The sequence below is a fragment of the Variovorax flavidus genome (assembly GCF_030317145.1).
Classification (GTDB): domain Bacteria; phylum Pseudomonadota; class Gammaproteobacteria; order Burkholderiales; family Burkholderiaceae_C; genus Variovorax; species Variovorax flavidus.
This window is the reverse complement of the sequence record NZ_JASZYE010000012.1, coordinates 1-26,168: the sequence shown is the minus strand read 5'-3', so window position 1 is coordinate 26,168 and position 26,168 is coordinate 1. Positions and strand designations below refer to the sequence as shown.

At 63.2% G+C, this 26,168-nt stretch carries 27 protein-coding genes and 1 pseudogene; 12 read left to right on the top strand and 16 right to left on the bottom strand.

All coding sequences use genetic code 11. The features are described 5' to 3' along the window. Nucleotides 1-132: 132 nt before the first annotated feature. Nucleotides 133-585, bottom strand: a complete 453-nt coding sequence (locus QTH90_RS28830; protein ID WP_286668000.1) for a MaoC family dehydratase — start codon at nucleotides 583-585, stop codon at nucleotides 133-135. 261 nt (nucleotides 586-846) lie between these two features. On the opposite strand from QTH90_RS28830, the gene QTH90_RS28825 reads away from it, so the two are divergent. From QTH90_RS28825 to QTH90_RS28815, 3 genes are read left to right on the top strand one after another with little or no spacing between them, the layout of a single operon-like run. Continuing rightward, nucleotides 847-1,056: a hypothetical protein gene (locus QTH90_RS28825; protein ID WP_286667999.1), complete on the top strand. Its 210-nt coding sequence runs from the start codon at nucleotides 847-849 to the stop codon at nucleotides 1,054-1,056. A gap of 20 nt (nucleotides 1,057-1,076) precedes the next feature. Then, the gene (locus tag QTH90_RS28820; RefSeq protein WP_286667998.1) at nucleotides 1,077-1,664 is read left to right on the top strand and encodes a GNAT family N-acetyltransferase; all 588 of its coding nucleotides are present in this window, start codon (nucleotides 1,077-1,079) and stop codon (nucleotides 1,662-1,664) included. A 34-nt stretch (nucleotides 1,665-1,698) separates the two neighbouring features. Next, entirely contained in the window at nucleotides 1,699-2,478 is a 780-nt protein-coding gene (locus tag QTH90_RS28815) for an enoyl-CoA hydratase-related protein (RefSeq protein WP_286667997.1), read from the top strand. On the opposite strand, the gene QTH90_RS28810 is transcribed toward QTH90_RS28815, so the two are convergent. Beyond that, a complete protein-coding gene (locus QTH90_RS28810) occupies nucleotides 2,479-3,426 on the bottom strand; it encodes a GlxA family transcriptional regulator (protein ID WP_286667996.1) in 948 nt (315 codons plus the stop codon). It abuts the gene before it with no gap. 131 nt (nucleotides 3,427-3,557) lie between these two features. Between QTH90_RS28810 and QTH90_RS28805 the strand changes: the two genes are divergently transcribed. Then, nucleotides 3,558-4,691, top strand: a complete 1,134-nt coding sequence (locus tag QTH90_RS28805) for a thiolase family protein (RefSeq protein ID WP_286667995.1) — start codon at nucleotides 3,558-3,560, stop codon at nucleotides 4,689-4,691. A 54-nt stretch (nucleotides 4,692-4,745) separates the two neighbouring features. Here the strand turns inward: QTH90_RS28805 and QTH90_RS28800 are convergent, their stop codons facing one another. Continuing rightward, nucleotides 4,746-5,207 carry a DUF5990 family protein gene (locus QTH90_RS28800; RefSeq protein WP_286667994.1) on the bottom strand — a complete coding sequence of 154 codons (462 nt, stop codon included), beginning with the start codon at nucleotides 5,205-5,207 and terminating at the stop codon, nucleotides 4,746-4,748. Nucleotides 5,208-5,501: 294 nt separating this feature from the next. Here QTH90_RS28800 and QTH90_RS28795 point away from each other — a divergent pair, with 294 nt between their 5' ends. From QTH90_RS28795 to QTH90_RS28785, 3 genes are all read left to right on the top strand, one after another. Further along, nucleotides 5,502-5,930: an Ohr family peroxiredoxin gene (locus tag QTH90_RS28795; RefSeq protein ID WP_286667993.1), complete on the top strand. Its 429-nt coding sequence runs from the start codon at nucleotides 5,502-5,504 to the stop codon at nucleotides 5,928-5,930. 48 nt (nucleotides 5,931-5,978) lie between these two features. Beyond that, a complete protein-coding gene (locus QTH90_RS28790; RefSeq protein WP_286667992.1) occupies nucleotides 5,979-7,283 on the top strand; it encodes an epoxide hydrolase family protein in 1,305 nt (434 codons plus the stop codon). Nucleotides 7,284-7,379: 96 nt separating this feature from the next. After that, the gene (locus tag QTH90_RS28785; protein ID WP_286667991.1) at nucleotides 7,380-8,417 is read left to right on the top strand and encodes an alpha/beta fold hydrolase; all 1,038 of its coding nucleotides are present in this window, start codon (nucleotides 7,380-7,382) and stop codon (nucleotides 8,415-8,417) included. 63 nt (nucleotides 8,418-8,480) lie between these two features. Here QTH90_RS28785 and QTH90_RS28780 read toward each other — a convergent pair whose 3' ends face one another. From QTH90_RS28780 to QTH90_RS28745, 8 genes are all read right to left on the bottom strand, one after another. Then, entirely contained in the window at nucleotides 8,481-9,077 is a 597-nt protein-coding gene (locus tag QTH90_RS28780; protein WP_286667990.1) for a DJ-1/PfpI family protein, read from the bottom strand. Between the two features lie 24 nt (nucleotides 9,078-9,101). Next, entirely contained in the window at nucleotides 9,102-9,923 is an 822-nt protein-coding gene (locus QTH90_RS28775) for an enoyl-CoA hydratase/isomerase family protein (RefSeq protein WP_286667989.1), read from the bottom strand. Between the two features lie 22 nt (nucleotides 9,924-9,945). Then, nucleotides 9,946-10,218, bottom strand: a complete 273-nt coding sequence (locus QTH90_RS28770) for a hypothetical protein (protein WP_286667988.1) — start codon at nucleotides 10,216-10,218, stop codon at nucleotides 9,946-9,948. Nucleotides 10,219-10,400: 182 nt separating this feature from the next. After that, entirely contained in the window at nucleotides 10,401-11,132 is a 732-nt protein-coding gene (locus QTH90_RS28765; protein WP_286667987.1) for an MgtC/SapB family protein, read from the bottom strand. A 152-nt stretch (nucleotides 11,133-11,284) separates the two neighbouring features. After that, the gene (locus tag QTH90_RS28760; protein WP_286667986.1) at nucleotides 11,285-11,836 is read right to left on the bottom strand and encodes a hypothetical protein; all 552 of its coding nucleotides are present in this window, start codon (nucleotides 11,834-11,836) and stop codon (nucleotides 11,285-11,287) included. A gap of 111 nt (nucleotides 11,837-11,947) precedes the next feature. Further along, on the bottom strand, nucleotides 11,948-12,454 hold the full coding sequence (locus QTH90_RS28755; protein ID WP_286667985.1) for a lipocalin-like domain-containing protein: 507 nt from the start codon (nucleotides 12,452-12,454) through the stop codon (nucleotides 11,948-11,950). A 345-nt stretch (nucleotides 12,455-12,799) separates the two neighbouring features. Then, nucleotides 12,800-13,198: a cupin domain-containing protein gene (locus QTH90_RS28750; protein WP_286668065.1), complete on the bottom strand. Its 399-nt coding sequence runs from the start codon at nucleotides 13,196-13,198 to the stop codon at nucleotides 12,800-12,802. A gap of 246 nt (nucleotides 13,199-13,444) precedes the next feature. Beyond that, the gene (locus QTH90_RS28745) at nucleotides 13,445-14,200 is read right to left on the bottom strand and encodes an SDR family oxidoreductase (protein WP_286667984.1); all 756 of its coding nucleotides are present in this window, start codon (nucleotides 14,198-14,200) and stop codon (nucleotides 13,445-13,447) included. Between the two features lie 249 nt (nucleotides 14,201-14,449). Here QTH90_RS28745 and QTH90_RS28740 point away from each other — a divergent pair, with 249 nt between their 5' ends. Further along, nucleotides 14,450-16,036 carry a winged helix-turn-helix domain-containing tetratricopeptide repeat protein gene (locus QTH90_RS28740; protein ID WP_444814778.1) on the top strand — a complete coding sequence of 529 codons (1,587 nt, stop codon included), beginning with the start codon at nucleotides 14,450-14,452 and terminating at the stop codon, nucleotides 16,034-16,036. Nucleotides 16,037-16,267: 231 nt separating this feature from the next. On the opposite strand, the gene QTH90_RS28735 is transcribed toward QTH90_RS28740, so the two are convergent. Next, nucleotides 16,268-17,320: a helix-turn-helix domain-containing protein gene (locus tag QTH90_RS28735; RefSeq protein ID WP_286667982.1), complete on the bottom strand. Its 1,053-nt coding sequence runs from the start codon at nucleotides 17,318-17,320 to the stop codon at nucleotides 16,268-16,270. A gap of 242 nt (nucleotides 17,321-17,562) precedes the next feature. On the opposite strand from QTH90_RS28735, the gene QTH90_RS28730 reads away from it, so the two are divergent. Together QTH90_RS28730 and QTH90_RS28725 are read left to right on the top strand one after the other, a co-directional pair. Then, nucleotides 17,563-18,129 (top strand): hypothetical protein, encoded by a 567-nt coding sequence (locus QTH90_RS28730; RefSeq protein WP_286667981.1) that lies wholly within the window; start codon nucleotides 17,563-17,565, stop codon nucleotides 18,127-18,129. Between the two features lie 41 nt (nucleotides 18,130-18,170). After that, on the top strand, nucleotides 18,171-18,572 hold the full coding sequence (locus QTH90_RS28725; protein WP_286667980.1) for a nuclear transport factor 2 family protein: 402 nt from the start codon (nucleotides 18,171-18,173) through the stop codon (nucleotides 18,570-18,572). 241 nt (nucleotides 18,573-18,813) lie between these two features. On the opposite strand, the gene QTH90_RS28720 is transcribed toward QTH90_RS28725, so the two are convergent. Continuing rightward, a complete protein-coding gene (locus QTH90_RS28720) occupies nucleotides 18,814-19,059 on the bottom strand; it encodes a hypothetical protein (RefSeq protein WP_286667979.1) in 246 nt (81 codons plus the stop codon). Between the two features lie 536 nt (nucleotides 19,060-19,595). Between QTH90_RS28720 and QTH90_RS28715 the strand changes: the two genes are divergently transcribed. Then, nucleotides 19,596-22,742: an autotransporter family protein gene (locus QTH90_RS28715; RefSeq protein ID WP_286667978.1), complete on the top strand. Its 3,147-nt coding sequence runs from the start codon at nucleotides 19,596-19,598 to the stop codon at nucleotides 22,740-22,742. Nucleotides 22,743-22,868: 126 nt separating this feature from the next. On the opposite strand, the gene QTH90_RS28710 is transcribed toward QTH90_RS28715, so the two are convergent. Next, on the bottom strand, nucleotides 22,869-23,816 hold the full coding sequence (locus QTH90_RS28710; RefSeq protein ID WP_353506644.1) for a LysR family transcriptional regulator: 948 nt from the start codon (nucleotides 23,814-23,816) through the stop codon (nucleotides 22,869-22,871). 39 nt (nucleotides 23,817-23,855) lie between these two features. On the opposite strand from QTH90_RS28710, the gene QTH90_RS28705 reads away from it, so the two are divergent. Beyond that, complete coding sequence (locus QTH90_RS28705; RefSeq protein ID WP_286667977.1) at nucleotides 23,856-24,308, top strand: GlcG/HbpS family heme-binding protein; 453 nt, start codon at nucleotides 23,856-23,858, stop codon at nucleotides 24,306-24,308. Between the two features lie 107 nt (nucleotides 24,309-24,415). Here the strand turns inward: QTH90_RS28705 and QTH90_RS28700 are convergent, their stop codons facing one another. Next, entirely contained in the window at nucleotides 24,416-24,778 is a 363-nt protein-coding gene (locus tag QTH90_RS28700; protein WP_286667976.1) for a hypothetical protein, read from the bottom strand. A 1,101-nt stretch (nucleotides 24,779-25,879) separates the two neighbouring features. Then, nucleotides 25,880-26,168: pseudogene (locus tag QTH90_RS28695) on the bottom strand (TAXI family TRAP transporter solute-binding subunit); the annotation flags it as partial.

The following is a 26,168-nucleotide window of genomic DNA, read 5'->3' as shown; positions in this document are numbered from 1 at the left end:
CGGACTTCAGTGCCCCTTGAAGTCGAGCACGAGGCGCGGCTTGCCGGCCTTGAGCGCATCGACCGCCGACTTCAGGACTCGCTGGACGTCCTGTGTCTCGAAAAGAGGTGTCTCAAGGCGGTGCGCGAGCCCTCAAGCGGACCGACGGGCCACCATCAGCTTCGGCGTCAGGATCTGGACGATCTCGCCGCGCTGGTTGACGGTCGTGGACCGCATCACCACGATGCCTCGGTCGGGCCGCGAGCGCGATGGGATCAGCTCGACGACTTCGCTGTCCACATGCAGGACATCCCCGGGGCGCGCGGGTGTCTTCCACTCGATCTCTCCGCCGGCGCCCACGATGCCATTGGCCAGCTTTGGGCCATCGGTCACGAGCAGGCGCATGGTGATGGCCGCGGTATGCCAGCCGCTGGCGGCAAGCCCTCCGAAGATCGTCTGGCGCGCGGCCGCATCGTCGAGGTGAAACGGCTGCGGATCGAACTCGCCAGCGAAGCGCTTGATGTCGTCGGCCTTCAGTTCGTGCGTGCCGGTATGGAAGCGATCGCCAATTCTGAGGTCGTCGAAATAGAGAAGTTCCTGGCCCATGTGCGGTCCTTTGCAGAACAGATGGCGGTGACATCCGACGGGCGGAATCGCCTGTCGAACGGATGGCAGAACTCTAGGAAGATCTCTCACGGCCGGAAAGGCCAGGCAGCACAAAACGCTTTTTCAGCCGGGTCAACAACGCAGTGCGGGGGCTGCACGACTATTTCGCCCAGCGCAACAACGCATTGACCCGTTTCGCCTTTTTCATGAGTGGCTCGAGGACTAGATTGGAAGCATGCCAGCCCATTGGAGGTAGCCTAAATGTCTCATCTCAACCGCTTCAAGTCCGGCGCCTTTTTCGAAATCCGGTTCCGATCGCTGTTTCGTGAGGGCCGTGGCTATGCATTCCCGTGTGACGCCGCGGGCCATGTGGATCTCGATTCGCTCTCCGAACGCGGGCGCAGCAACTACCTGTTCGCCCGGGCGATGGTGGGTCGGGAGTTCGCGACGCCCAACGTCAGCGTTGCCTGAGCCAGTTGCTGGAGAAAGCCATGAACTTCTTGATGAATTCGACCACGGCGACGAGTCTCGTCAACCTCCCTTCCTTCTACGCGACAACGATCGAGGAGTGGCGGAGCGCGCCCGAAGACAGAGGCAGCAACGAGATCCAGGTGCGCCCGATTCAGCCCGACGATTTCGAACGCGAGCGCGAGTTTGTGGAGAGACTGTCGCCACGCACCGCCTATCAGCGCCTGATGTCCGCGAGAAAGCCATCGACCGAAGAGCTGATGCGCTGGACACACATCGATCGATCCCATGAAGGGGCCGTGGTCGCGACGGTCGTCATCGACGGTCGGGAGCAGCAGGTCGGCGTTGCACGCTACGTCGTGGAGGACACGCAGGGCGAGGCGGACTTTGCCATCGTCATTGCCGACGAGTGGCAAGGAAGCGGGCTGGGCATCCGACTGCTTTCGGCCTTGATCGATCTTGCCCGCCAGTCCGGCATCAAGCAGCTTTCCGGGAGCACGCTATCTGACAACAGGGGAATGCTGGCCCTCGCCCGCCGGCTTGGCTTCAGCCTGTCCAAAGAGGCCGGGGCGGCCATCGTCACCAATTTGCGCCTGACGCTGGAATCATGATCTGACGGTCGACTCACAAGGAGAACATGCCATCATGAACTACGAGACTCTGCGGCTGGACATCGAAGACGGCCTTGCCACACTGACGCTTTCACGCCCCGAGAGCCTGAATGCCCTGAGCCAGCAGATGCTGGCCGATCTGCGAACCGCCCTGAAAGCGGTGATCGCATCGCCAGCGCGCTGCCTGGTGCTGACAGGCGAAGGGCGCGCGTTCGGCAGCGGCGCCGATCTCCAGGCGTCGCGTGACGGCCTGGAGCCGAACGATCCCGACGAATTCCTGCGCGATTGGTTCGTGCCGCCGTTCCGCCTGCTGGCGGAGATGGAGATTCCCACGATCGCTGCGGTCAACGGACCGTGTGCCGGCGCCAGCATGAGCCTGGCGTTGACTTGCGACATCGTGATCGCGTCGCAGTCGGCGTACTTCCTCCAGCCCTTCGTCAACATTGGCCTGGTCCCGGATCTCGGCTCGAGTTGGCTGCTCCCACAGGCCCTTGGTCGCGCGCGCGCAACCGGTCTGATGATGCTAGGAGAAAAGCTCCCTGCGAAAGATGCAGAAGACTGGGGTTTGATCTGGAAAACCGTACCCGACGGCGAACTTCTGGACGTCGTGCACGCCGCGGCCCGAAAGCTCGCCGACGGACCGAGCCAGAGCCCCGGGATGATCAAGAAGCTGATCGCCCGCTCCCTGCGCAACGGCCTCGAGGAGCAGATGCGCGTCGAGATCGAGATGCAACGGGTTGCGCTGCGAAGCCCCGATCACATCGAGGCGCGAGCGGCGTTCAGGGAAAAGCGTCGCCCGCAGTTTCGCCGGTGATCACTGCGGCGTGCGAGCCTCGCGGCGGACTGCCTGCGGCGGCATGCCAAAACCCCGCACAAACGCCTCGCGCAGATGACGCCGATCTCGGAAGCCCGTCTCCTTCGCTACCACCTCCAGCGGGTGCCGGGTGCTCTCGATCATCAGTCGGGCCGCCTCGAGCCGCAGTCCCTCGATGGCCTTTGCCGGTGACTGACCTGTCTCGGCGGTGAACACGCGGCTGAACTGACGCGCACTCAGGTGCGCGACCTCGGCCAGTTCCTCCACGCTCAATGGCTGCGTCAGATGACGTCGTGCGTGCTCTAGCGCACGTTGGACGCGATCGGACTTGGGCGCGAGCTTGAGCATTTCAGAGTGTTGCGACTGCCCGCCCGAGCGGCGCTGATGCATCACCAGCCGGTGTGCCACCGAACGTGCCGCCTCGGCGCCCAAGTCCTTCTCCACCAAAGCCAGCGCCAGATCCAGCTCGGCGGTCATGCCGGCCGACGTCCACACCGGCCCATCATTGATGTAGATCCGGTCGGCTTCCACCTGCACGCCAGGGTGCCTGCGCTGCAGCGCCTCGGCCCAAGCCCAGTGCGTGGTGGCACGCCGCCCTTCAAGGAGGCCCGCATCGGCCATCACGAAGGCGCCGGTGCACAGACCCGCCACGCGCCGCGCGCGTGTGGCGACACCGGACAACAGCCGAAGCAATTCGGGCGATGTTGGCGTCGTCAGTGGATCGATGGCACCAGCCACCAGCCACGTATCGGCGCTGCTGCGCGCAGTCAGCGGCCGGGACTGGACCGCCAGACCCTGCGACGCTTTCACCAAGCCACCGCCGAGGGCGTAGTTCTCCATCGAATAGAAGGACTGCCGGGTCATCAGGTTCGCGAGCTCGAACACGGCCTGGGTGCTGAAGGTCATGACCTGGAAGCCCGCGGGGAGCACGTAACCGATGCGATGCACTGCGTTCGTCCGTTTCGATGGATGTCCTTATTCATGACTATAAACGTCATTTACGCCATCCGCTACCAGCCGCATTATTCAAGTTCCGAACACACCCTCGTGTGCGCCAGTGACTTCCAGGAGATACCCGCATGAAAGCAGTCATCAGCGCCTATGCGCGCTCGCCCTTCCACTTCGCCCGCAAGGGCCGCTTGGCCGGGGTCCGGCCCGACACACTGGCAGCGGAGGTCGTCAAGGGCCTGCTTCAGCGTACGGATCTCGATCCGGCACTGCTCGAGGACGTGATTCTTGGCTGCGCCTATCCCGAGGCTGCCCAGGGAAACAACATCGCACGTATCGTCGGTCTGCTGGCTGGCCTGCCGGAGGCCGTGGGCGGTATGACCGTGAACCGCTTTTGTGGCTCCTCGATGCAGGCCGTGCATATCGCCGCGGCCCAGATCGAAGCGGGCATGGGCGACGCCTTCCTCTGTGTGGGCGTGGAATCGATGACCATGGTCCCGCAAGGCGGGTTCAACTTTTCGCCCAACCCGGAACTGCTGGCGAACACCGCGGCTTATCTCTCGATGGGCGAGACGGCTGAGAACGTTTCGCAGCGCTGGAACGTGAACCGGGCCGATCAGGACTTGCTGGCTCTTCAGTCGCACCAGAAGGCGGCGGCGGCGCGAGAACAGGGTCGCCTGGCATCCGAGATCGTGCCGATCCGGCTGCCGGATGGCGAGGTGATCGACGCCGACGGCTGCATCCGCCCTGGCACCACGCTGGAGGCGCTGGCTGCGCTCAAGCCGGCCTTCCGTCCCGACGGCGTCGTGACCGCCGGCACCTCCTCGCCGCTGACCGATGGCGCCGCTGCGGTGCTGGTGACCAGCGACGATTTCGCGGCCCGCTACAACCTCGCGCCATTGGCACGCGTGCGCAGCTTCGCCACTGTCGGCGTCGATCCGGCCATCATGGGCATCGGACCGATCCCGGCGACCCGCAAGGCGCTGGCGCGTGCCGGCCTGACGGTGGGCGATCTCGATGTCGTGGAGATCAACGAAGCGTTCTCGTCGCAGGCGCTGGCGTGCATTCGCGACCTGGGCCTGGACATGAACATGGTCAACGTCGATGGCGGCGGGCTCGCCATCGGGCACCCTTTGGGCGCCACGGGCGCGCGCATCACCGGCAAGGCTGCCTCGCTGTTGGCACGCACCGGGGGACGTTACGCGTTGTCCACGCAGTGCATCGGCGGTGGCCAGGGAATCGCCACCATATTGGAGCGGCCGTGAGCGTCGACCCTCGGCGATCCATCGCCGCTTTCAACGCAGTTCAGAGCTAAGACCTCAAGTCTGCAGGGAGCAAGTTGCCAGGTGCCAAGTGATCGCACCGGGTTGAACGGTCGCGCACACCGGTCCCCCATCTCGCGCGGTGCCCACGATGCGAGCTTCGATTGCACGGCTCGGGTCGTCCACCGCCGCCTCCACCAAGTGTCGAGGTATGCCAGCCATCTTGATCTTCGCTCTGCGCTCCCAGCATGACCCGGCTTGGCCTGCAAGGGTGCCGGAATTCATATAGACGAATCGATCGGCGGGCGTGCCTTGCGCGAACGCGCCGCGGAAGTTGAACGATCCGTCTGCGAGCACCGGCCCTAGATCCATGGTGATGGCGAACGACATGGAATCACCAGTCGACGCATACGGCTGCAACAGTTCATCTCGCCCTTTTTGCATGGCGAACAGCACCCCGGGCGGCGGTGCCACGACGACCAGAATGACCTGAAGCTGAGCTACGGTTCCGCTCTTCATTTGCTTGTCCAAACCAAAAGTCGATGTTGAGGTGCGCAGGACGTACCTTACGCCGAGATCTGGGTCGCGAGCCCATCGAGCTTGGCCGACGGCAGCGAGCTCATGACGGCAGCCGCCACTTTGACTTGGCGCCTGCGTCGCACGCGAAGCCCACTACCGACCCCCTGCCTTGGTCGGAGAAACCATCCCTCCATCCGGCCGGTACTCAAGCCCCGGACGCACCCTACCTTCAAGACAGGTCGGCTGCGCTTCGGCAACGCCTCCTTTTCAACCCTTTCTCAATCAGGAGTGATCATGACTACAGCCATTCAGACTCGCAAGGTTCTCTACACCGCACGCGTTCACACCGCAGGCAACCGCGACGGAGGCGTTTCGCGCAGCGACGACGGGCGTCTGGACATCACCCACGGCGTCCCCGGCAAATCCGCCACTGGCACCAATCCCGAGCAGTTGCTGGCGGCCGGCTGGTCCGCCTGCTTTCAGGGCGCCATGGGCTTGGCTGCCGGCAAACTGAAGGTCGGCATCCCGCCAGAGACGGCCGTGGACGCGGAGGTGGATCTGGTGCTGGGCGGTGACGGCTACACCTTGCAGGCCCGCCTGACGGTCAGCCTGCCGGGACTGCCGCGCGACGTGGCGCAGGCGCTGATCGACGCGGCAAAGGAGACGTGCCCCTATTCGAAGGCTCTCTCCGGCAACGTCGACGTTCAGTACTCGCTGGCCTGATATCGGCAGGTCGTTGCCAGTCTCGCCTTCATTCGATTGGAGCTACCCATGACTTCACCGCTCACACGGCGCGACCTGCTTGCTGGTACGGCAGCTGTCGCGTTGACCGCCGCACCCTTTGCATTCGCCGCTTCTGCCTCTCTACCAGACGCGCCAGCACGCGGGTCCATTCGTCCCTTCAAGGTCAGCGTGCCGCAAGCGAAGCTCGACGACCTGCGTCGGCGCGTCGCCGGCGCGCGCTGGCCCAGCAAGGAACTGGTAGCTGACGCCTCGCAGGGCGTGCAGCTCGCCACGATGCGCAAGCTCGCGCAGTATTGGTCGACGAGATACGACTGGCGCAAGATCGAAGGCAGGTTGAACTCGCTGCCGCAGTTCGTCACCGAGATCGACGGCGTGGAAATTCACTTCATCCACGTCCGCTCCAGGCACCCGGGCGCGCTGCCGCTCATCGTCACGCATGGCTGGCCCGGTTCCATCATCGAACAGCTGAAAATCATCGAGCCATTGACAAACCCGACGGCCCACGGAGGACAGGCTTCCGACGCCTTCGATGTGGTGATTCCCTCCCTCCCCGGCCACGGCTTCTCCGGCAAGCCCACGGAGCTTGGCTGGGATCCGGTGCGAATCGCCCGAGCCTGGGTCGTGCTGATGGAACGGCTGGGATACACCCGGTATGCGGCGCAGGGGGGCGACTGGGGCAATGCAGTGACCGAACAGTTGGCGCTGCTGACGCCGCCCGGACTCATCGGCATGCACACCAACATGCCGGCAACGGTTCCCGACAGCATCAGACAGGCGCTCGCGCAGGGTCATCCGGCGCCTTCTGGACTCGCGCCCGAGGAGCAGCATGCCTTCGAGCAGCTTGATTTCTTCTTCAAGCACGGGCTGGCCTACGCACAGGAGATGGGAAATCGTCCGCAGACCCTCTATGCGATCGAGGACTCGCCTATCGGGTTGGCGGCCTGGATGCTGGACCACGATGCCCGCAGCTACGAGCTGATCGCGCGCGTATTCGACGGCCGGTCCGAGGGACTGACGCGCGACGACGTCCTCGACAACATCACGCTCTACTGGCTGACCGAGACTGGAGTTTCATCCGCCCGGCTGTACTGGGAAAGCAAGCTGGAATTCTTTGCGCCCAAGCGGGTCAGCATTCCTGTGGCGATCAGCGTGTTTCCGGATGAGCTGTATGCAGCGCCGCGGAGTTGGACGCGGCAGGCCTATCCAAACCTCGTTCACTACAACCGGCTGCCAAAAGGTGGACATTTCGCCGCCTGGGAGCAGCCGCAGCACTTTGCGAACGAACTGCGCGCGGGCTTCAGCTCGCTTCGAGGAGCCGGCAAGACCGCGTGAATGCGTGGTCTTCCCGTGTTGCGAGGCAACGGGCACTCCGTTTGGCCGCCCGCGCCTCCCCCATGGCCCTCCTTCTTTATCCACAAGGAATCTCCCATGTCAAATTCGCAATCCATTCCCAGGCGCTCGTTCCTGGGCGCCGCTGCAGTCGGCGTTGTCGCCGCGCAGTTCACCGACGAAACCGCCCATGCGCAAAGCGCCGCTTCGCCAGCCAGACCTCCGGCCTCGCCTGTCAGGCGGCTCGAACCGCTCAAGTACGTCGAAGCCGGCGTGCTCCGCGTGGAGTACTTCGAGACGGGTCCTGTCAACGGGAAGCCAGTGATCCTTCTTCACGGCTGGCCGTATGACATCCACACGTACGCGGATGTGGCCCCCTTGCTGGCCGCGGCAGGCTATCGAGTGATCGTTCCGCATCTGCGTGGCTATGGCGGAACGCGCTTTCTTTCGGCCGAGACACCTCGCAACGGCCAGCAGAGCGTGATTGCCGTAGACATCATCGCCCTGATGGATGCGCTCGGAATCGCCAGGGCAACGGTCGCCGGATGCGACTGGGGAGCGCGGACGGCCTGCATCGTGGCGGCCCTGTGGCCCGATCGTGTCGATGCCCTGGTCTCGGTCAGCGGCTACCTCATCGGCAGCCAGCAGGCCAGCAAGGTTCCCCTGACACCACAGGCTGAGCTTCAATGGTGGTACCAGTACTACTTCGCCACCGAGCGCGGTCGACTGGGCTATGAAAGGAATCGCGACGAATTCGCAAAGCTGATCTGGCAGATCGCTTCACCCAAGTGGGATTTCGGGGCGGCAACCTTCGATCGCAGTGCGGCGGCGTTGAGCAATCCAGACCATGTGAGCATCGTGATCCACAACTACCGCTGGCGGCTTGGCCTGGCGGAAGGCGAAGCCAGGTATCGCGACCTCGAGGAGCGCCTGGCCCTGAGTCCGTCCATCGGCGTGCCGACCATCACCCTCGAAGGCGACGCCAATGGAGCACCGCACCCGGAGCCGAGCGCCTATGCCAAGAAGTTCACTGGTCCCTACGGACATCGCACCGTCAGTGGCGGCATCGGGCACAACCTGCCCCAAGAAGCCCCTGACGCCTTCGCTGCCGCGCTTGTGGATGTGGCGCGCCTTTGAGCAGTGACCGACAGGACGCACCGGGTCTGGCTCGGATGCGCCTGTCAATTTCGCCGTGCTTGCCTAGAGAAAGGGCGAAATGTTCTCCATTGCCCGACTCACGTACATCTCCTTCTCTCCTACCGGGGCGACATAGTGGATCGCGCCGCGTGCGGCCTCAACGCCTGCCAGGCGCGCGATGAACCAGGCCGCCAGGTAGTGCGACGACAGGCACCCCCCCGCCGTTGCGACGTTTTCCTTGGCCACGAACGGCTGGTTGAGGACAGGTATGCCGGCCTCCTCGACCCATGGCTTCGTCGTCAGGTCCGTGCAGGCCGGCACACCTGCCAGCAGACCCAGCTTGGCGAGGATCAGGGCGCCTGAGCACTGCGCCCCGAGCAACTGGCGCGTCGGGTCAAGCTTCAGTTGCGACATCAAGGCAGCGTCGGCGACGACATCCCGGGTCTTGGTTCCGCTGCCGACCAACACTGCGTCAGCCTCGCAAGCGTCCTTCAGCGACGCTTGCGTCTCCACTACAAGACCGTTCATCGAACGCAGCTTGGCCGCGGGACTGGCGATCGAAACCCGCCAGTCGGGCTTCTTGACCCGGTTCAGGATGTTGAATGCGATCAGCGAGTCGAGCTCATTGAAGCCCTCGAAGGTCAGGATGGCGATGTGCATGGCGTCCTCGTCAGGGTGATCGGGTCATTCGGGAAGGTTGGTCAGCTCGCGGCCAAAGTTGTGTTCAAGGTCGCCCGGCGTCTGCATTCCTCGCGCGAGGAGCGCCTGCATCCGTCGCATGACAACCGGGTTGCGCATCGCCGCGCCAAAGAGGTCTGAATCTATTCGAAAGTCCGCAGTGTCGGCCAGCGTGATGGCATTGACACGCCCCTTGATATCTTCAAGGGCCTGCTGGGGAAAGTTTGCAATGCGGCGGGCGATAGATGCGACGAACTGCGGCAGGTCTGCGGCCGGCATGGCTCGATTGATCCACCCGTACCTTTCCGCCAGGTCGGCGTCGTAGTCGTCCGCGCTCAGCAGCACTTCCAATGCTCTGCCGCGGCCCATGGCACGTGCCAGGTGCTGCACGCCTCCGGCTCCTGGCACCAGGCCAACTCCGGCTTCAGGCTGTGCGAAGACGGCGTGCTCCCGTGAGGCGAATTGCATGTCACAGGCCAGCACGAATTCGCTGCCAGCGCCCCGCACGCGCCCGTCGATCTGGGCGATGGTGACGGCCCTTGTGGTGCTCAGGCGGCGCAGCAACAATCCCAGCGAGGCTTCCCCGGCCAACTCCGCCGCCTCCCGGCGGTACTCCTGCACCTCCGTCACGTCGACATGCGGGATGAAGAACTGCGGGTTGGCACTGGAAAAGACGACGACACGGTAGTTGTCGCCGCTGTCCAGCATGCGGATGAGAGATACCAGGTCCCGAACCATGCTTGTGCCGAGCAGGTTGATTGGCGCACTGTCAATCTCGGCAAAGAGGACGCGCCCGTCACTGCGTGTGCGCAACGTTTCGAATTCCATGTGGGTCCCTTCTTTCCTGGCGTCACTTGATCGGGCCGTCCGAGCGTTCGACGTTCGCGATTCGCTCACCTTCGTCCGGCAATAGCAGGGAGGTATGAATCTTCGCTGGCAGCTTGGCAAGCGACTTCGGGTCAACCTTGTCGACGAACTTCCATCCCTGCGGAAGCTTGACGAAGACAAAGGCCGTTGGTGGGTCCACGAAGATGTCGAAGTCGCGAACCTCGACAGGGCCAGCGTGAGCTGAAAAGGTTGCCAATGCGACGATGGCGGCGAGGAAGAACTTGCGGGTGATCATGGGTAGCTCCTTGAATGACGCTAAGAGTAAAGGTGCAACGCGCGAAGAAAAACACCTCGGCCTGCAAAGCCGCATTGCAGATTCGACAACGACCCCTGCCCCCACGAAGTTTCTCGTTCTCGATGCCGACCTCTTCGGTGATCTGAGCGGGGCACGATTCGGATCGCACGCCGCGAGCCCGATCATGTCCGGCTCGAGTGCGTCAAAGTGAAACCCTCGACATGCTCGAGTTGGGACAATTCCTCCCCTATCGTGCTCAACGCGTTCGTTCTGGCGCTCGAACTCGCGAAGATCAGGCACTGGACTTCAAAGTGAGTGCCGTCGAAGCTGATGGCGAGGCTCTCCGGCGGAATGCGAAGCCCGCGTCTCACCAGGAAGCGGTGAACCTCCTCGGGTCTGGGCCTGTGGCCCTTGCGAAATCGGAACGTACCCGTGATCGCCGCATGGGCGGGCAGGCGCTGCTCGATCCGAGGCACGATGGCAGTGCAGACCACGAACAAGGCGGTCAATCCGATCGCCGGCACGTAGAACCCTACCCCTACCAAGACGCCGATCGCCGACGAACCCCAGATGGACGCCGCGGTCGTCAGACCACGTACGTTGGGGCCACTCTTCACGATGATTCCCGCGCCAAGAAATCCGATGCCCGTGAGAACGGCACCGATGACCTTCGTCGGATCCGCCGCAATGACCGTGCTCTGACTCCCCCAATACCATATTGCGGGATAGCCAGCCAGCAAGGTGACGGCGCAGGACGTGGCGCAAACCAGGCAGTAGACCTGGCTTCCGGCAGCGCGCCCGCTGAAATATCGCTCGTAGCCGACAAACCATCCGAGCAACAGCGCCGCAGCCATGTTGAACACCATCCACACTCCCGCGCCGTGCCAACTATTGATCGAGCCGAGTTGCGACACATCCCCTCCTTGTCGATATGAAATCGGTGGATCGGAAGCCACGTGTTCGTCGCACTTGCACCCACCTGCGCTTGCGGCGAAGGCGTCTGGGCTACCCGGCTCGGGCGACCTGAGCGCCGAGTGGCACTGATGGATGCGCTCGGATCTCCACACTACGGCGTTGGATAGTCCCAAACATCGGGCGGTAGCTTGCTCTTGAGCGATGCATACATGGCGTCGCGAAACAGCTTCAGCGCCGGATACGGCCGCAGGGCAATAGTGCGCTCAGCGATAAGCCCCTGCTCGTTGTCCACGATGACCTCCAGGCTCTCGAGCTTGCGGCCCTCGATGGTCCCTTCCCAGCGCAAGAAGGTGGTACGGTCATCGAGCTTGAACTCGGCCGTATAGGTACCGCTGCCACGCGTAGAGCTCGACTGGGCAAAGATCGCCGCGACGGCTTCACGCCCTTTGATCGACCGTACCAGGATCGGACTGTTGAATACGACATTCTCGGCAAGCAGTGCACCAACCTCCGCGGGTGTAGCGCTGCCAAGTTCTCGTAGTTTGCGGAGTGGATGCATTTCGCTGCCTCGCATGGTGGTAGTGGATGGGGTTTCGCAAGACGATGAAAGCACTGTAGGGGAGGCTCCGGGATCGAAAAAGCCGCTTCGCCACAATCCGGCTTTCACGTTTTCGGAATAGTCCCCCGCGCGCGTTCGATCCATCCACGGAAATCCAAAATCCCTCCCTCGTGCGGCTGGAGGAATTGGTGTCGCTATCCGAAGCGGCCTGCGAAATGTGAGGATCCGATCGGGAGCGAGCCGGATGGCGGTCTGCTACTCAATCCGCTCAAGGACGATGACCGACATCGCTTCCTTCCCATCCGGGAGCTTGTACGGCGGCGACTTCCAGGTGAGCGTCTTGCCTGAAACCTGCATCTCTGCCTTCCGTTCCGTGCCGGTCCATATCTGGTTCCACGACGAGCTGTAGCGCAGAAACACCGACCTGCCCTCCACGCGATACGACCCGGTGCCAAAGGCCAAGGTTTGGTACAGCGCGACGCGTTCGTCATCGGTAGCCACCGGCCCAGCCGGAGACTTGCGATCGTCACCGACCCAACCCCATGCGAAGTGGCCGCCCCGGGTGAAGATCGCATGGCCAACCGGTTTCTCTCCCAGCAGGTTTCGAATTGCCCCCGAATCGACTTCGCGGATCACGATGCTCGACACCGCCCAGACTCCGCTGGGCTGAGTTGCTTTGTCCTTTGCAGTCACCGCATGTGGCAGGAACAGCAGGAGGCCCAGGGAGATGATGCAACCTGGCAGCCGAGTGTGCGTTTTCATGAGAACCCCCTCTCGCATTCGCCGTTCGTTAATAGCTTGAACGTTCGGACCAAGGCGCATGCATGGGACGCCGGCTCGCCCGAACCGGTGATGTTGAACCGATGCAAACGCAAAGACAAGATTGACGGGATGCCAGGCCAATGCGCCATCGAACTTTAGCCGTCCGTGCCCAATGGGATGGCGGACCTTCAATGGAGAGGCGTCTGCTTTCGGGATGCAACACCTGACGCCCGTACAGCCGATTCGACTCGAAAGCGGCGTCGAGCGGCTGCGTATGACATGGATACTGAATGTCTGGTGATGGCCGTTCTGAGTTACCTCAAGCTACTCAGGCGCCTGAGGGGTTCAACGTACGGGCGTCAGGATCGGAGCGCCCTTGTTCTTGACGAGGAACACCACAAACTTCGCCGGCTTCGTCGTGCTGGCATTGCGGCCAACGATGTGCACGTCGTTGGGCCCTTCGTAGAAACTTTGTCCCGCATGCAGCGTCACGGCCTCGCTCCCCTTGAGCTGCATGACGATCGAGCCCTCCAGCACATAGACGAATGCATGCGCGTCGTGGCGATGAACTTCGTCCGTGCTACCAGGCGGATAGACCACTTCGAGGACCAGGCCTTCCTTGCCCGTGAAGTCGGGCAGGTCCTTGAGCATCACCTCTTTGACCTCCGCATGAGGCGCTGCGTGCGAGCATGGGATGTACAGCACGCCCAGCAGCAGCGCGCAGGAGCTGGCGAGAGACTTCATGCTGGCCCCCTGTGTTATGGAAGGATTGGGCGACGGATGCACATCGCGGATGCACTGGGTCATGGGGATCTCCTGGGCGAATGACCAAGGCGCACGTTCATTTCGAATCGCCTTGCGTGGAATCCTAGGTACCCTAGCGCCGACGCACCAGACGCACGCGTCCGCGTTGGTCGCACCGGAAGTCGGCGACAGAGGGGGACCGCATGGCAAAACAGGACTGAACCTTAGTCATCGGTCTGGCACCACTCAGGTCGTTGCAGCGTTGGCAGCCAACCAGTCCTCGAACCGGATCGCGCCGATGCGCGGATTCTCCCCCGGCGTGAGCGACCGATCGGAGAGCAGGCCGCCGTAGTAGCGTGCGTGGACATCCGGCACGACCTTGCGCGTATCCTGCGTCACCCGCAGGAAGCGCCTGACCAATTCGTCCAGCGGCATGGCCTCCGGACCGGCGACTTCGACTGTGCCGTTGACCGGCGGAGCGACTGCGACCTCGGCAAGCGCCGCTGCCACGTCCGTCGAGGCGATCGGCTGGATCAGCGCGGGCGACAGGCGGATCTCCTCGCCGACGGCGCCCGCCTCGGCAATGCCGCCGACGAACTCGAAGAATTGCGTCGCACGCAGGATGGTGAAGGGGATGGCGGACGCCTTGATGAGGCTTTCCTGCGCGACCTTCGCCCGGAAGTAGCCGCAGTCGGGAAGCCGTTCGCTACCGACGATCGACAGGGCCACATGGTGGCGCACGCCAGCGGCGGCTTCGGCGGCCAGCAGGTTGCGGCCCGATGTCTCGAAAAACTCGAGGACGGCCTGGTCCTCCCATACCGGCGCATTCGCCACGTCGACGACGACTTCAGCCCCATCGAGCGCTTTAGGCAGACCCTCGCGGGTGATGGTGTTCACGCCTGTGTTGGGGGAGGCTGCAAGCACGTCGTGGCCCCGCTCGCGTAGGTTCTTCACGACTTTCGCTCCTATGAGGCCAGTGCCTCCGATCACGACAATCTTCATGGCTTCTCTCCGCTTGTTCCGACCGCGACCGTTGCCGTCGATGCACGTGGAGATTGCCTGTGGCTTCCGGAAAAGTCCTTGCCGTCACCTTGAATTTCCCTTCAGGAGACCCTGCTTGTTCGTACAAGGTTTGGCGATCAGAAAAGGAGGCGTTCCCCGCGTGCTGCCGTACCATCCACGGACGGATGAATTCTGTTGACCCGCCAGGGGGCCGAGGCCGTTCTGCCAGGGGATGCCACGGTGCAGTTCATGTTTGGAGACTACTTGCTCGACCCGGAACGCCGGGAGCTTTCGCATCGCGCGGAAGTCGTGCCTGTCCGGCCGCAGGTCTTCGATCTGTTGCTACATCTCGTCAGGAACCACGATCACGTCGTCAGCAGGGAAGACCTGCTCACGGCGGTATGGAGCGGCCGAATTGTCTCGGACTCGACGATCACCAGTCACATCAATGCGGTCCGCAAGGCCATCGGCGATACCGGCGAGGAGCAGCGCCTGGTCCGGACGGTCGCCCGCAAGGGGTTCCGCTTCGTCTGCGAGGTCAAGTTCGGCGAGGTCGGGGGAGCAGGACTTCCCGGCGCTTCAGCAGGTAGCGAAAGCACCTCCAGGGAGTCAAAGGATCGGCAGTCCACGCTCGTCCTTCCGGACAAGCCCTCCATTACCGTGTTGCCCTTCCACAACCTGAGCGGCGATCCCGAGCAGGAGTACTTCGCCGACGGCGTGGTGGAAGACATCATCGTCGCTCTGTCGCGCATGCGCTGGCTGTTCGTCATCGCGCGCAATTCGAGCTTCACCTACAAGGGCAAGGCGGTGGATGTGAGGGAGGTCGGCCGCGAGCTTGGCGTGCGCTACGTGCTGGAAGGCAGCGTGCGCAAGACCAGCAGGAAGGTGCGGATCACCGGACAGCTCGTTGATGCCACAACCGGGACGCATCTCTGGGCGGAGCACTTCGAAGGCATGCTGGACGACATCTTCGAGCTGCACGACCAGATGGCGGAAGCCGTTGTGGGCGCGATCGCGCCGCAACTCGAGCGGGCGGAGATCGAGCGCGCCAAGCGCAAGCCGACCGCAAGCCTGGACGCCTATGACTATTACCTCCGTGGCACCGCGAAGCTCCACAGCGGAACTCGCGAATCCATCGAGGCGGCGCTCCCGTTGTTCTACAAGGCCACCGAGCTTGATCCGGACTTTGCATCGGCCTTTGGCATGGCGGCCTGGTGCTATTTCTGGCGCAAGGTCAATGGCTGGATGACCGATCGGCCCAGGGAAATCGCCGAAGGTACCCGCTTGGCCCGGCGGGCTGTGGAGCTCGGCCGGAACGATGCTATGGCGCTCACGAGAGGAGGTCACGCACTCGGGCATCTCGCCGGCGAGCTCGACGGCGGTATCGCACTGCTTGACAGGGCCGTGCTGCTCAATCCGAACCTCGCCCCCGCGTGGTTCCTGGGCGGGTTCCTGCGCGCCTGGCACGGTGAGACAGACTCCGCGATCGAGCATTTGGCGCGTGCCGTGCGATTGAGCCCATTGGATCCGGAGATGTACAGGATGCAGGCCGGTATGGCGCTGGCCCATTTCTTCGCGGGGCGCTTCGATTCCGCTTCGGCTTGGGCCGAAAAGGCCGTCGGGAATCTACCAAGCTTTCTGGCCGCCGTCAGCTTGGTGGCGGCGAGTCATGCGCTCGCCGGACGAATGGACAAAGCGCAGCAGGCGATGCAGCGCCTGCGCACGCTTGATCCGTCACTGCGCGTCTCCCAACTCAAAGACTGGCTTCCAATCCATCGTCCGGAAGACCTGGCGCAGTTCGCGAAGGGGCTGCGTATGGCCGGATTGCCCGAATGACTGCGGCGGAGCATTCCACAGTGTGTGCACGACCGATTGACAACTCGAACGATTCGACGCGGCCAAGACGCTCCGGGTGCCGCTGATGATCCGCTTGCCAGCTATGCGCAAGTCCTGCCTGGCCTGGTCGAGGCCATCCCCTCCGGCGAAATCGGCCGCCTCATCACGTGGCTGAAGCACTCGGCGCAACGTGGTCAGTGCCGGGGAGATTGACCACCCAATAGGACTGCATCACGGCATCCCAGCGCGCTCGTCCGATGGAAGTACCAGTGCCCGTGCCGTCCCCGCGCCAGCGCGCATGGTCTGTGACGGCAATTCGCCAAACAAGGTCTTGTACCGCTCCGCGAAGTGGCCCAGATGGTTGAATCCCCGGTCCTCGGCCGCCTGCGCGATGCTGAGGTCCGCCGCACGTGTCGACATCAATTGCCGACGTACGGCGTTCAGCCTCACACACCGGAGGTAGTGCACGGGCGTCGAGTCGGCGACTTGCCTGAAGCTGTCCTGCAACGTGCGGCGGCTCGTGCGAATGCGCAGGCACAGCTCCTCTACGCTCGGTGGTGCATTCCCGCCAGCCTCCACGATCCGATGGCATTGCGAAACGACAAAGCTGGCCGACGCGCTCCCGACCAACTGGCGCACATCCGCCGCAACGTCGAAAAGTTCGAACAACGCCTCGAACACGACGTTGGACACCGGTACGTCCATGATCGAATCCGAATCGCATGGATGCACTGTCGATGCCTCGTCGAACAACGAAAGCAGGTCATGCCGCAAACGCTGCATCGCGTCGTCCGGCGCGCGAAGAACTGAGCGGGACAGGAGGGCCTGCGCGCCAGGTGCCCACGGCCGCTCGTCCAACAGGCGACGAAAGTCGTCCAGTTCGAACGTCACGGCCATCAGTTCCATCCCTTTGGGTCGTTGCAGCGTGAACTCGTCCCCGCTGCGAAGAACGAAGATGCTGTCCTTGCGCATCTCGTGCCCTTGCATCCGGGCCGTTCCGGCGAACTCCCCAAGCGGGACTGCAAAGCAGATCTTGCCGCTGGGCAGACAGCCTTGTTGAATCACCCGCTCACTCATCCATTTGCGAAAGACATGCATGCTGTCCGTCGTCACTTCGGCGAGCGAACTGCACATGGACCCGGCGGATACCTGCAGATAGCGTTGGTTCCACTCCGGCGCCGAGGCGCCATGCACGTGGAAGTCGTCGAATACGTCCAGTCTGAGCGTCATGGTTGTTTCGTGGCGGCGGGCGATCGAAGAACGGCCCAGACCGGGAGCGTGCATCGATTTGCCGATTTGGGCTAGCGGTGCGGGGCGCCCTCGCTCCATAGTTCCTTCACTTGCATTGCAGGCCGTTTCGGCCGGATTTTCCGATCGCTGGCCTGCGGACTTTTAGTGAGGATTCATTCCCGATGTGGACACGAGGTATTTCGTCACCCTTCTTGTCTCTCGCCCTGGCGCTGACGCTCGCAGCCTGTGCTTCCACTTCCCGCCCGCCCCCCGGCACCTCTCAAGGAGAGATCGTCATGAATGTGGAACAGATCAAGGAGGCTCTCGTCGGCGACTGGGCGAGCATCGCTCCGGAAATCCGGCCCAGCGCCGGCAGGAGCGCCGACGGTACGCTCAGGCCGTTCTATCTGAAGCGCGAATTCAAGTACTTGGCCGGGGACCGATTCGAACTGACTGTCGTCAATTCGGCGGACCCGAACGGTGCCGTGCCTCTTGCGCGTCTGGTCATTCGGGGCCACATGCTCTGGCGCGGAGCTCACCCGATCGCAGCGGGCGCGCAAAAGGTGGACTTTGTCGCCGACGAGGGCTACGAGGTGACGCCTCTGGCTCAGGGATTTGCCGATCTGCTCAATCAGGTCGCCGGCAGTGGGTACAGGAAATGGGAGGTCAACGACACGCAAAGTGTGTTCGGCAAGGCATTTCCGCCGTTCGGGTTGAGCGAAGGGAAGAACTTCATGGAGTTCGATCTCGTCTATATCAGCCATGACATGCTGTTCTGGGGCGCACGCAACGTGGACGGCCGTGGATTCGACACGGAAGAGAACCGGCCGACGAACTTGCAGATCCCGCTGGTGCGAAAGTAGGTTCGCGTCCTTGCCGTCAACTGGAATTGTGGAGAGCGTAGATGGGTCAATCCGTCGAATCGAAGAACAAGGCCCTGGTCCTCGCGGCCTTCGACACGTTGTTCAACCAGCGCGACTACGCCAAGGCCGAACAGTACTGGTCGCCGAACTACATCCAGCACAGCGCCCACATCGCGCCGAGTCGCGACGGACTGTTCAACCTCATCAAGAGCTTGCCGGCATCCCTGCGCTACGAGCCCGGCTTGATCATGGCCGAGGGCGACTTCGTGATGGTCCACGGCCGCTTCCGGGGCGAACACCGTCCGGTGAACTGGATCGGCGTGGACATCCTGCGCATCGCCGACGGAGTTCTGGTCGAGCACTGGGACGTGCTGCAGGACGAGGCGACGCGCGCCGAGTCGAAGAGTGGGCTGCCGATGTTTGGCAACGAGTTTCTCGCTTGAGCGGCAGCTGGCTGCTATCCATGCACATGGATTGAGATCTCGGCTTTGCCAGTTTTATTCGGGCATTGGAATTTTCCAAGCTTCGTGCACACCTTCAAACGGAGCACGAAATGCACACACGGCCGAGCCTCTCCGAAATCACATTTGAGGGCTGCCATCCATGAGACAGGGACATACCGCTGACCGGGCGAACATGACGGGGCAGGACAACGAGCCTGCCCACTAGGCGTGGGCTCCAAAGCTAGCCGACTGGTGCTGCACCTTCATCCTCACCAGCGACGCGAGGACCGACGCGTTCGTCGCCGATGAGGTGGTATAGCTTGGTTACCCCCACCTCAAACGCGGCATTCCATGTCGGATACGGCTCGGCGCTAGATTCAATATCCACCCAGACGGTGGCGTCCTCTGTGCTTTCGTGCAATACCCAGTGAAAATGGCCTGGCTGGGGCTCATCGACAAACACGGAGAGGCGGCGTAGCTGGTCCATGGTGCAAGCATTGTGCGTCCACTCGCATACGTTGCGCTAGAGCAGTTGGGTTGGGATGCAAAGGCGAACGGCGCACGAGGGTGCCGCTTGCCGGGACACCCTTCGCAATCCTTGGTCGACCGGATGGCAAAGACTCGCTCAAGCGCCTCCGTGCGACGGCCATTTGGGGTCGCAGGCTAGGAAGGCGGATAGATGTGCCGTCCGGGTCGGACATGGAGCGATGACTTGCACTAAGGTGCAATTGGCGTCGGGTGGTGTTCGGCGTACGGTCGCCAGCTTCCACCCACTTCGAGATTGGCTGTGGCTGCTGCTGACCCTGTTCGCAAGTTTCCCGGGCTCGGAGGAACCGCATGCGACTGAACGGTCCCACGCCAATGCCTTGCCGCCAGACATCTCTAGCGCGGTGGATTGCTGCACTCGTAGTGCCGATGTCCGCCGGCGCTCAAACCGCGGTTGCTCCCATTACGGTTTCGGACGGCACCACGGTGCCCGTTGGGCCCAACACGCAGGTGACAGCAACGGGAACGACCAATGGCGTGACGATCACCAGCGGCTCGGTGACGATGGCTCCCACTGCCAGCCTGCTCAGCGTCAACGGCAGCGGCGTACTTCTCAACAGCGCAGGTGCGCCCGGATCTGCGCTGTTTAGCGTGCCGACCGGACCGGTATCGATCACATCCACCGGTGTTGCGAGCCGGCCTTCCGTGGTCGCCTTCGGCAGCGGCGCACAGGTCCTTGGCGACGGAATCACGGTGAGCAACGGCGGCACCGGCGCCGGCGCATCCGCATGGGTGGCGCAGAACGGCGGCACGATCTCTTTGACTGGGACCGGCGCGATCAGCGCTGGAAGCGGCGGCGGGGCGGTGGCGTTGGGCGCATCAGGTGCCAACAGCCGGATCACGCTTGCCACTGCCCCGACATCGATCTCGATCGCTGGAACCGCATTCAACGGTGCGGTCGGGGCGTATTTTCACAATGGCGGACAGATCGCTCTTCCCCAAGGCACGGCCTTCACCATGAACGGCCCCGGCGGCGCCGGACTCGTCATCGATCAGACTGCCGCCGTTGTCGGGCCTGCTATCACCGTCAATCTTGCCAACACCGGCGCAGGCAATGGTGGCGTGGGCTTGGCCGTGGTGCGCGGCGGCAGTGCGACGATCGATGGCTTGACGGTGCAGGGGCCGGGCGCCGGTGGCGGCGTGGCGGCCTACTCGGGCGCGGGAGGGGCGACCGGCGGCGATCCCAATGCGAGTGTCAATGTGACCTTGACCGGCGGCACGCTCCAGATCGCGCACGTCGGAGGTTGGAGCACCCCACTTCTCAGTTCGGCGTCACTGGTGTCGGTCACAGGCACGACCGCATCCATGGGCATCTTCAACAACTCGTTGACCACTTCTTCGGCTGCAGGACTGTGGGCCGCACCTGCAGGCACCGCGTCGGCGACCGCCACGAGTACTGTCACTGCCACCGGGACGCGCATCGACGTCAGTGCAAACCAAGGCTTCGGCGCACAGGCCGGCGCCTCCGGTCCCGTGGGTCTCAGCACCATCAACCTGAACAACGTTGAGGTGAACACTAGTGGCGCCAACTCGATCGGGCTCCAGGTGAACGCTAACGCCAGGATCGTCGCGACCGGTTCAACGGTGACCGCCACCGGTCTCGGGCAGGCGGCCCTGAACATCCTCGCCGCCGACCGCGGCCCGATCCCGGTCACACCGAGCCTCACGGGGGCCGAATTGACACTGTCCAACACCACGGTCCAATCGCGAGACGTCGCCCTCAACTCACAGAACACCACGCAGACGCTGCCGGCCACTTTCAACATGACCGGAGGCCGCGTGGTCAGCACGGACAGTACCGCGATCGTCGCGCGCGGCCCGCTCGACCTGAACATCGACGGTGGCGCGGTAGTGAACGGCAACGGAACGCTGCTTGCGGCATTCAACCAGTTCGCAGCCTTCCCCGAGCAGCCGACTTTCGTTCACCTGAATGCGTCGGGCGCTTCGCAGCTCGGCGGTGACGCCCAGGCTGCTTCCGACAGCCGGGTCGATGTCAGCCTGGCGACCGGCTCCCGGTGGTCGGGCGCGGCGCCTCCCTCAGCACCGATCAGCAACGTCGCTGTCGACTCCACCAGCGTCTGGACCGTGACTGGCGACTCGACGTTGCGACAGCAGCTCGGCAATTCTGGGCAAGTCAACTTCATCGCACCGGGCGCCGGACCTTTCCACACGCTGACCGTACAGAACTACCTCGGACTCGGCGGATCACTCGGCGTCAATACCTTCCTCGGTGGCGACGGGTCGTCCTCGGACAAGCTCGTCATCAACGGCGGCAGCGCAAGCGGCCTGAGTGGCTTGAGGGTTACGAACGTCGGCGGACCAGGAGCGCTGACGCAGCAAAATGGGATCCAAGTGATCGCTGCGACCGGCGGTGGCACGACGGCACCTGGGGCCTTCGTGCTGAGCGGGCGTGCAGTCGCCGGGCCCTACGAATATCTTCTGTTCCGCGGTGCCGCAGATGGCACCGATCCGCAAGGTTGGTACTTGCGGTCTCAGCAGCCGCCCTCGCCACCACCTCCGCCACCTCCGCCACCTCCGCCGCCCGCACCCCCCGCGCCTCCGGTTCCTCCGGTCCCTCCGCCTCCCAATCCCGATGTGCTGCCTCCTGCGCCTGCGCCGACGCCGGTACCGGCCCCGGTACGGCCGCTCTATCGCCCTGAGGTCGGCGCCTACCTGTCAAACCAGCGCCAGGCTAGCGCGATGTTCCTGCACAGCCTGCACGATCGGCTGGGCGAGCCGCAGTGGATTGAGACCCAGAAGTTTGCCGAGTCCGACGACAAGCGTCGATCGGGATGGTTGCGGGTGGTCGGAAACGACGGCGACACGACCAGCCGGGACGGAAATTTCGATGTCGACACGCGAAGCTGGTTGATTCAGGGTGGCGGCGATATAGCGCGATGGTCGGTCTTCAAGGACGAGGACAAGAGGCCGCCGGATCGGCTGCACTTAGGCCTCATGGCAGGATATGGGAGCGCCGATAGCGACGCCACCGCTTTCGGCAACCCTGCCCGTGCCACCGGCAAGACCGAAGGGTGGAGCGTGGGTGCCTACGGCACCTGGTACCAGAACGACGAGTCGAAGCTGGGCTGGTACACGGACCTGTGGGGCATCTACGGCTGGTACAAGAACAAGGTCCAAGGCGACCTGTTGCCGAAGGTGCGCTACGACTCGCGGGCCTTGGCACTGTCGGCTGAAACGGGATACGCGACACGAGTGCGCGAAGACAGTGAATGGATCCTCGAACCGCAGGCCCAATTGATCTACGTGCGGTACAGCGAGGACGACATCACCGAGTCCAATGGCACGCGCATCTCGGGGGAGGACGGGAACGGCTGGATTTCACGTTTGGGTATTCGCATGCATCGCACATGGATCCACGAAGACGGACGGCGCACACAGCCCTATCTGACGCTGAACTGGTGGCATGACAACGCGACGAACGGAGAGGCATTCAATCAGGTCGCGATCCGAGATCTTTATCCGTCCAACCGATACGAAGTGAAGCTCGGCGTCAACACGCAACTCGACAAGGGCTGGACCGCATGGGCCAACCTAGGCTACCAATGGGGCAATCAGAACTTCCAGAACGTCACGGCGCGAATCGGGGCGAAGCGCACTTGGTGATGAGGAGCGAAAGCGGGCAGACGCTGCTCTGAACGACACGGTCCTTTGGCCAGGTCTTCGAACTGGGACATCTCCAATGCGCGAGCTTCTGCTGCTTCGCGCCGAGGATCCGGCGCCTGACCGCGATCAAACCAGAACCGCAGAACTCTCCTCAATCAGCTCGCCAATCAGATCCGCCATCAACCTGACTCGAGGCGAGCGACGAACGTCGGGATGCACGACGCACCATATTTCTCTCATCAAGGGTCGATCTTCGCCCGGCACTTCGATCAGATCGTCGTCGGTGCGCGCCAGAAAAGTGGGAAGCATGGCGAGCCCCATCCCGGCTCGACACGCCTGGTGCACCGCTGCCAGATCATTGCTTCGCAGGACGAAAGATCGTTCACCGGCCATGCGCGTGAGCAACTGCTGGTGCGGCACTTCGCTCAGCGCGTCGCCGTAGCCGATGAAACTCCATTCCGACTCGGCACGCGAGGGCCAGATCGGCGTCGCATAGAGCCGAAAGCTCAGTTCACCCAACTTGCGTGCGGCCAATCCGGGCTCGTCCGGTCGCATGAACCGAAGCGAAAGGTCGGCCTCGCGGCGATGGAGGTTTGCCGTTCGAACCTCCCCGACGAGGTCCAGGTCGATCCCCGTCCATCGGTCAGCGCGGCCGGCCAGGTGAGGGACAAGGAATTGGCTCGTGAACACCGGCGGGGCGGATATGCGGACTGTGCCGTGCAGGCTCGTGGCCGATGTGGCTGCGCGGGCAAACGCCAAAGCCTCGTGCTCGAGACGCTCCGCCGGCGCGACTAGCGCCTCTCCTTCGCTCGTCAATGTCCAGCTCCTCTGAAGCCGGTCGAACAAGCGCACGCCGAGACTCGCCTCCAGCGCACCGACCCGCCGCGCGACGGTGGAGTGCTCGACTTTCAGTCTTCGCGCGGCGCTGGACAAGCTCCCGTCGCGCGCCACCGCCAGGAAAAAGCGCACGTCGTCCAATGCAGGCGAGGCCTGCGCCGAGGGAATACGTTGATCAGGTGATTTGTGCACAGCAGATGCGAAGAAATTTGGAATAGGCATGAGGTTGTCTGGCACCTAGCATCGCCCGCTTCTTTCACTCACAGGCATCTCGACATGACCTCGGTTTCACACATCATTCCATACGGCCCTCCCTTGTCGCTCGACGCCGCGCGGAAGGTTGCTTCCGCCGCAGAGGCCGAAGCGAAAGCCAACGGCTGGCCCATGGTGATTGCCGTTATGTACAGCGGTTCCAACTTGGTCCTCTTGCACAAGATGGATCAAGCCCAGACTGGAAGCGTCACGATTGCGCAGGCAAAGGCGGAGAGCGCCGTCCGGTTCAAGCGCCCGACCAAGGTTTTCGAGGAAGCGCTGACAACAGGTGGCATCAATCTCAGACTGCTGGCGACGCACGGTGCATGCCCGCTCGAGGGAGGACTCCCGCTGATGGTTGGGGGCCAGTTGGTTGGAGCGATCGGTGTTTCTGGCATGCAATCGACGCAAGACGCGCAGGTCGCCGCCGTCGGCGCCAAGGCGATGGCAGACGCTGACTCCCTCGCCATGCACTGACGTACACCGACCGAAGACGTTGACACAGGAAGCGCTCGCGCCACTCATGCCGCTGCCGGCATGATGCGGTGCCGCCTACCCTGTGCAGCGAATGCCAGAGAGGCGCCTCAGGTCTTCGCCGTCTTCTTCGGCGCTCTACTCGCGGCCTGCAGGGCCGCCGCCTGCGCGGCGTGCTTTTCGCCACGCGAGGGCCTGTGAGCCTTGCTTACCTTGGGCTCCTTGGCCTCCTTGAGCTTCTTGGGCTTCTCCTTCGCCTGCGGGTGATGCGTCCTCACCAGCTTGTCGATTGCCTTCGCCCTCGGCTGCAGCGCTTGCGCCTGGCGCTTCGCGCGCTCCTCCTTGAGCAAACGGCGCTCCTCGGCCAGCGTCTGTTCGGCTTCGGACGGCTCATGGTCCGCCCCCAGCGCGCGGACACGGTCCATCGTCGCCTTGTGGAGCATCGCGCCGTTTTTCGCGATGCGGCGGGTCATCGATGCGATGCGAATAGGCATGTTGCGATCCTCGTGGTGGGTGAAAGATCAATGTAGACCGGCCTCCGCGTCCCGCCAATCGATTTTTACGGCCGCGCCCCAAGCGGCCGCGAAATTTCGCCTTAAATGCCGCCCATGGGAGGAAACCTGGATGGCTCTCGCTGGAGGAGACAAAAGCCCTTTCGTTGGTGGACGCCGTTCGGCGCGCAGTCCTATGATCGGCGCATGAAATTTCTGTGCCCTCTCGTCTGCTTCTCATTGGTCAGCACAGCCCAGCTCGCGCTTGCGGGTGATCCAGTGAATCGATGTAAGGGCCCAGACGGTCGCATAACCCTGACGGAGAGACCTTGCGGAGATCCCGCGACTGAGCGAAGCACTCAACAGCCGGCACGTATCGCAGTCGAACAACTCGACGCAGAAGACATCTTTCGCGCGCGCGACATGGTGAATCGTGACGGCACCGCTATCGACATGCTTGGCCTCCCCGACAAGCGCACGCTTCCAAAAGCTGGATTGACGGATAACGCTCAGTAGTCCTTCCCTTTTGGCAAGGGCCTGATCAAAGCGCTGGACAAGCCGGGTTGGCTAGAACAGCGACGGCTCATCCGTATGCTGCGCGTCCGGCTTCGAGCGCACGATCCTAGGCTTTCACCTCCTGGGCGGCGGAGGCTCAGGTGTCATGACTAGGCATGTGGCCCTTACGCCGGCCGCTGAATCTTTCCATGACCGGTCCCTGTCCATGGCACCGGGCGCTTGCCCACAACAACGTCGCGTGGTGGGGCGGCGCGCAACCATCGCAGGCGAAAAAGAGGGCCATCCGTGGGTGGTCCACGCGCGATGGCCCTGGAGAGGGGCCGAGCATCAGGCCTCGGCCTACTTGCAACCGGTAAGGGTTTGAGCGGCTAAGCCCGCGAATGTTCCTTCTCGGCCTGGACGGGTTGTAACGCCGGGCTCCACGAGCGAAGGGTTCCCGCGTCCAGCGCCGTTACATCTTGCTCTTGCCATGGCCAAAGCAATCTCTAACAGCCGCCTGCCGAACCAAACGTCGACACAGTTTGCGCGCAGCGCGGTGTCAATGAATGGGATGGAACGGTGCAAGACTCAGATCTTGCAGATGCCGAGCACTAACTCCTGCTCCGTGCAGGCGCGCGTCGGTGCTTGCGCCTTGGTCGGCGTCGCCGTGCCGAAGCCGGTCTGACCGGCAATGCAGGCACGCAGGCGCTTTTCCATGGGACCGTAGTAGCGCCAGCCCTGGCTCAGGGCAGGCAGTTCCAGGCGGACCTGCTTCCACTTGGGATGCCCGTTGGCCTGGAGCTTGTCGAAGTTGGTGCAAAGCGACTCGGCAAAGCGGGTCAGGTTGCCGACGGTCGACTGCAGGCCGTAGTCATAG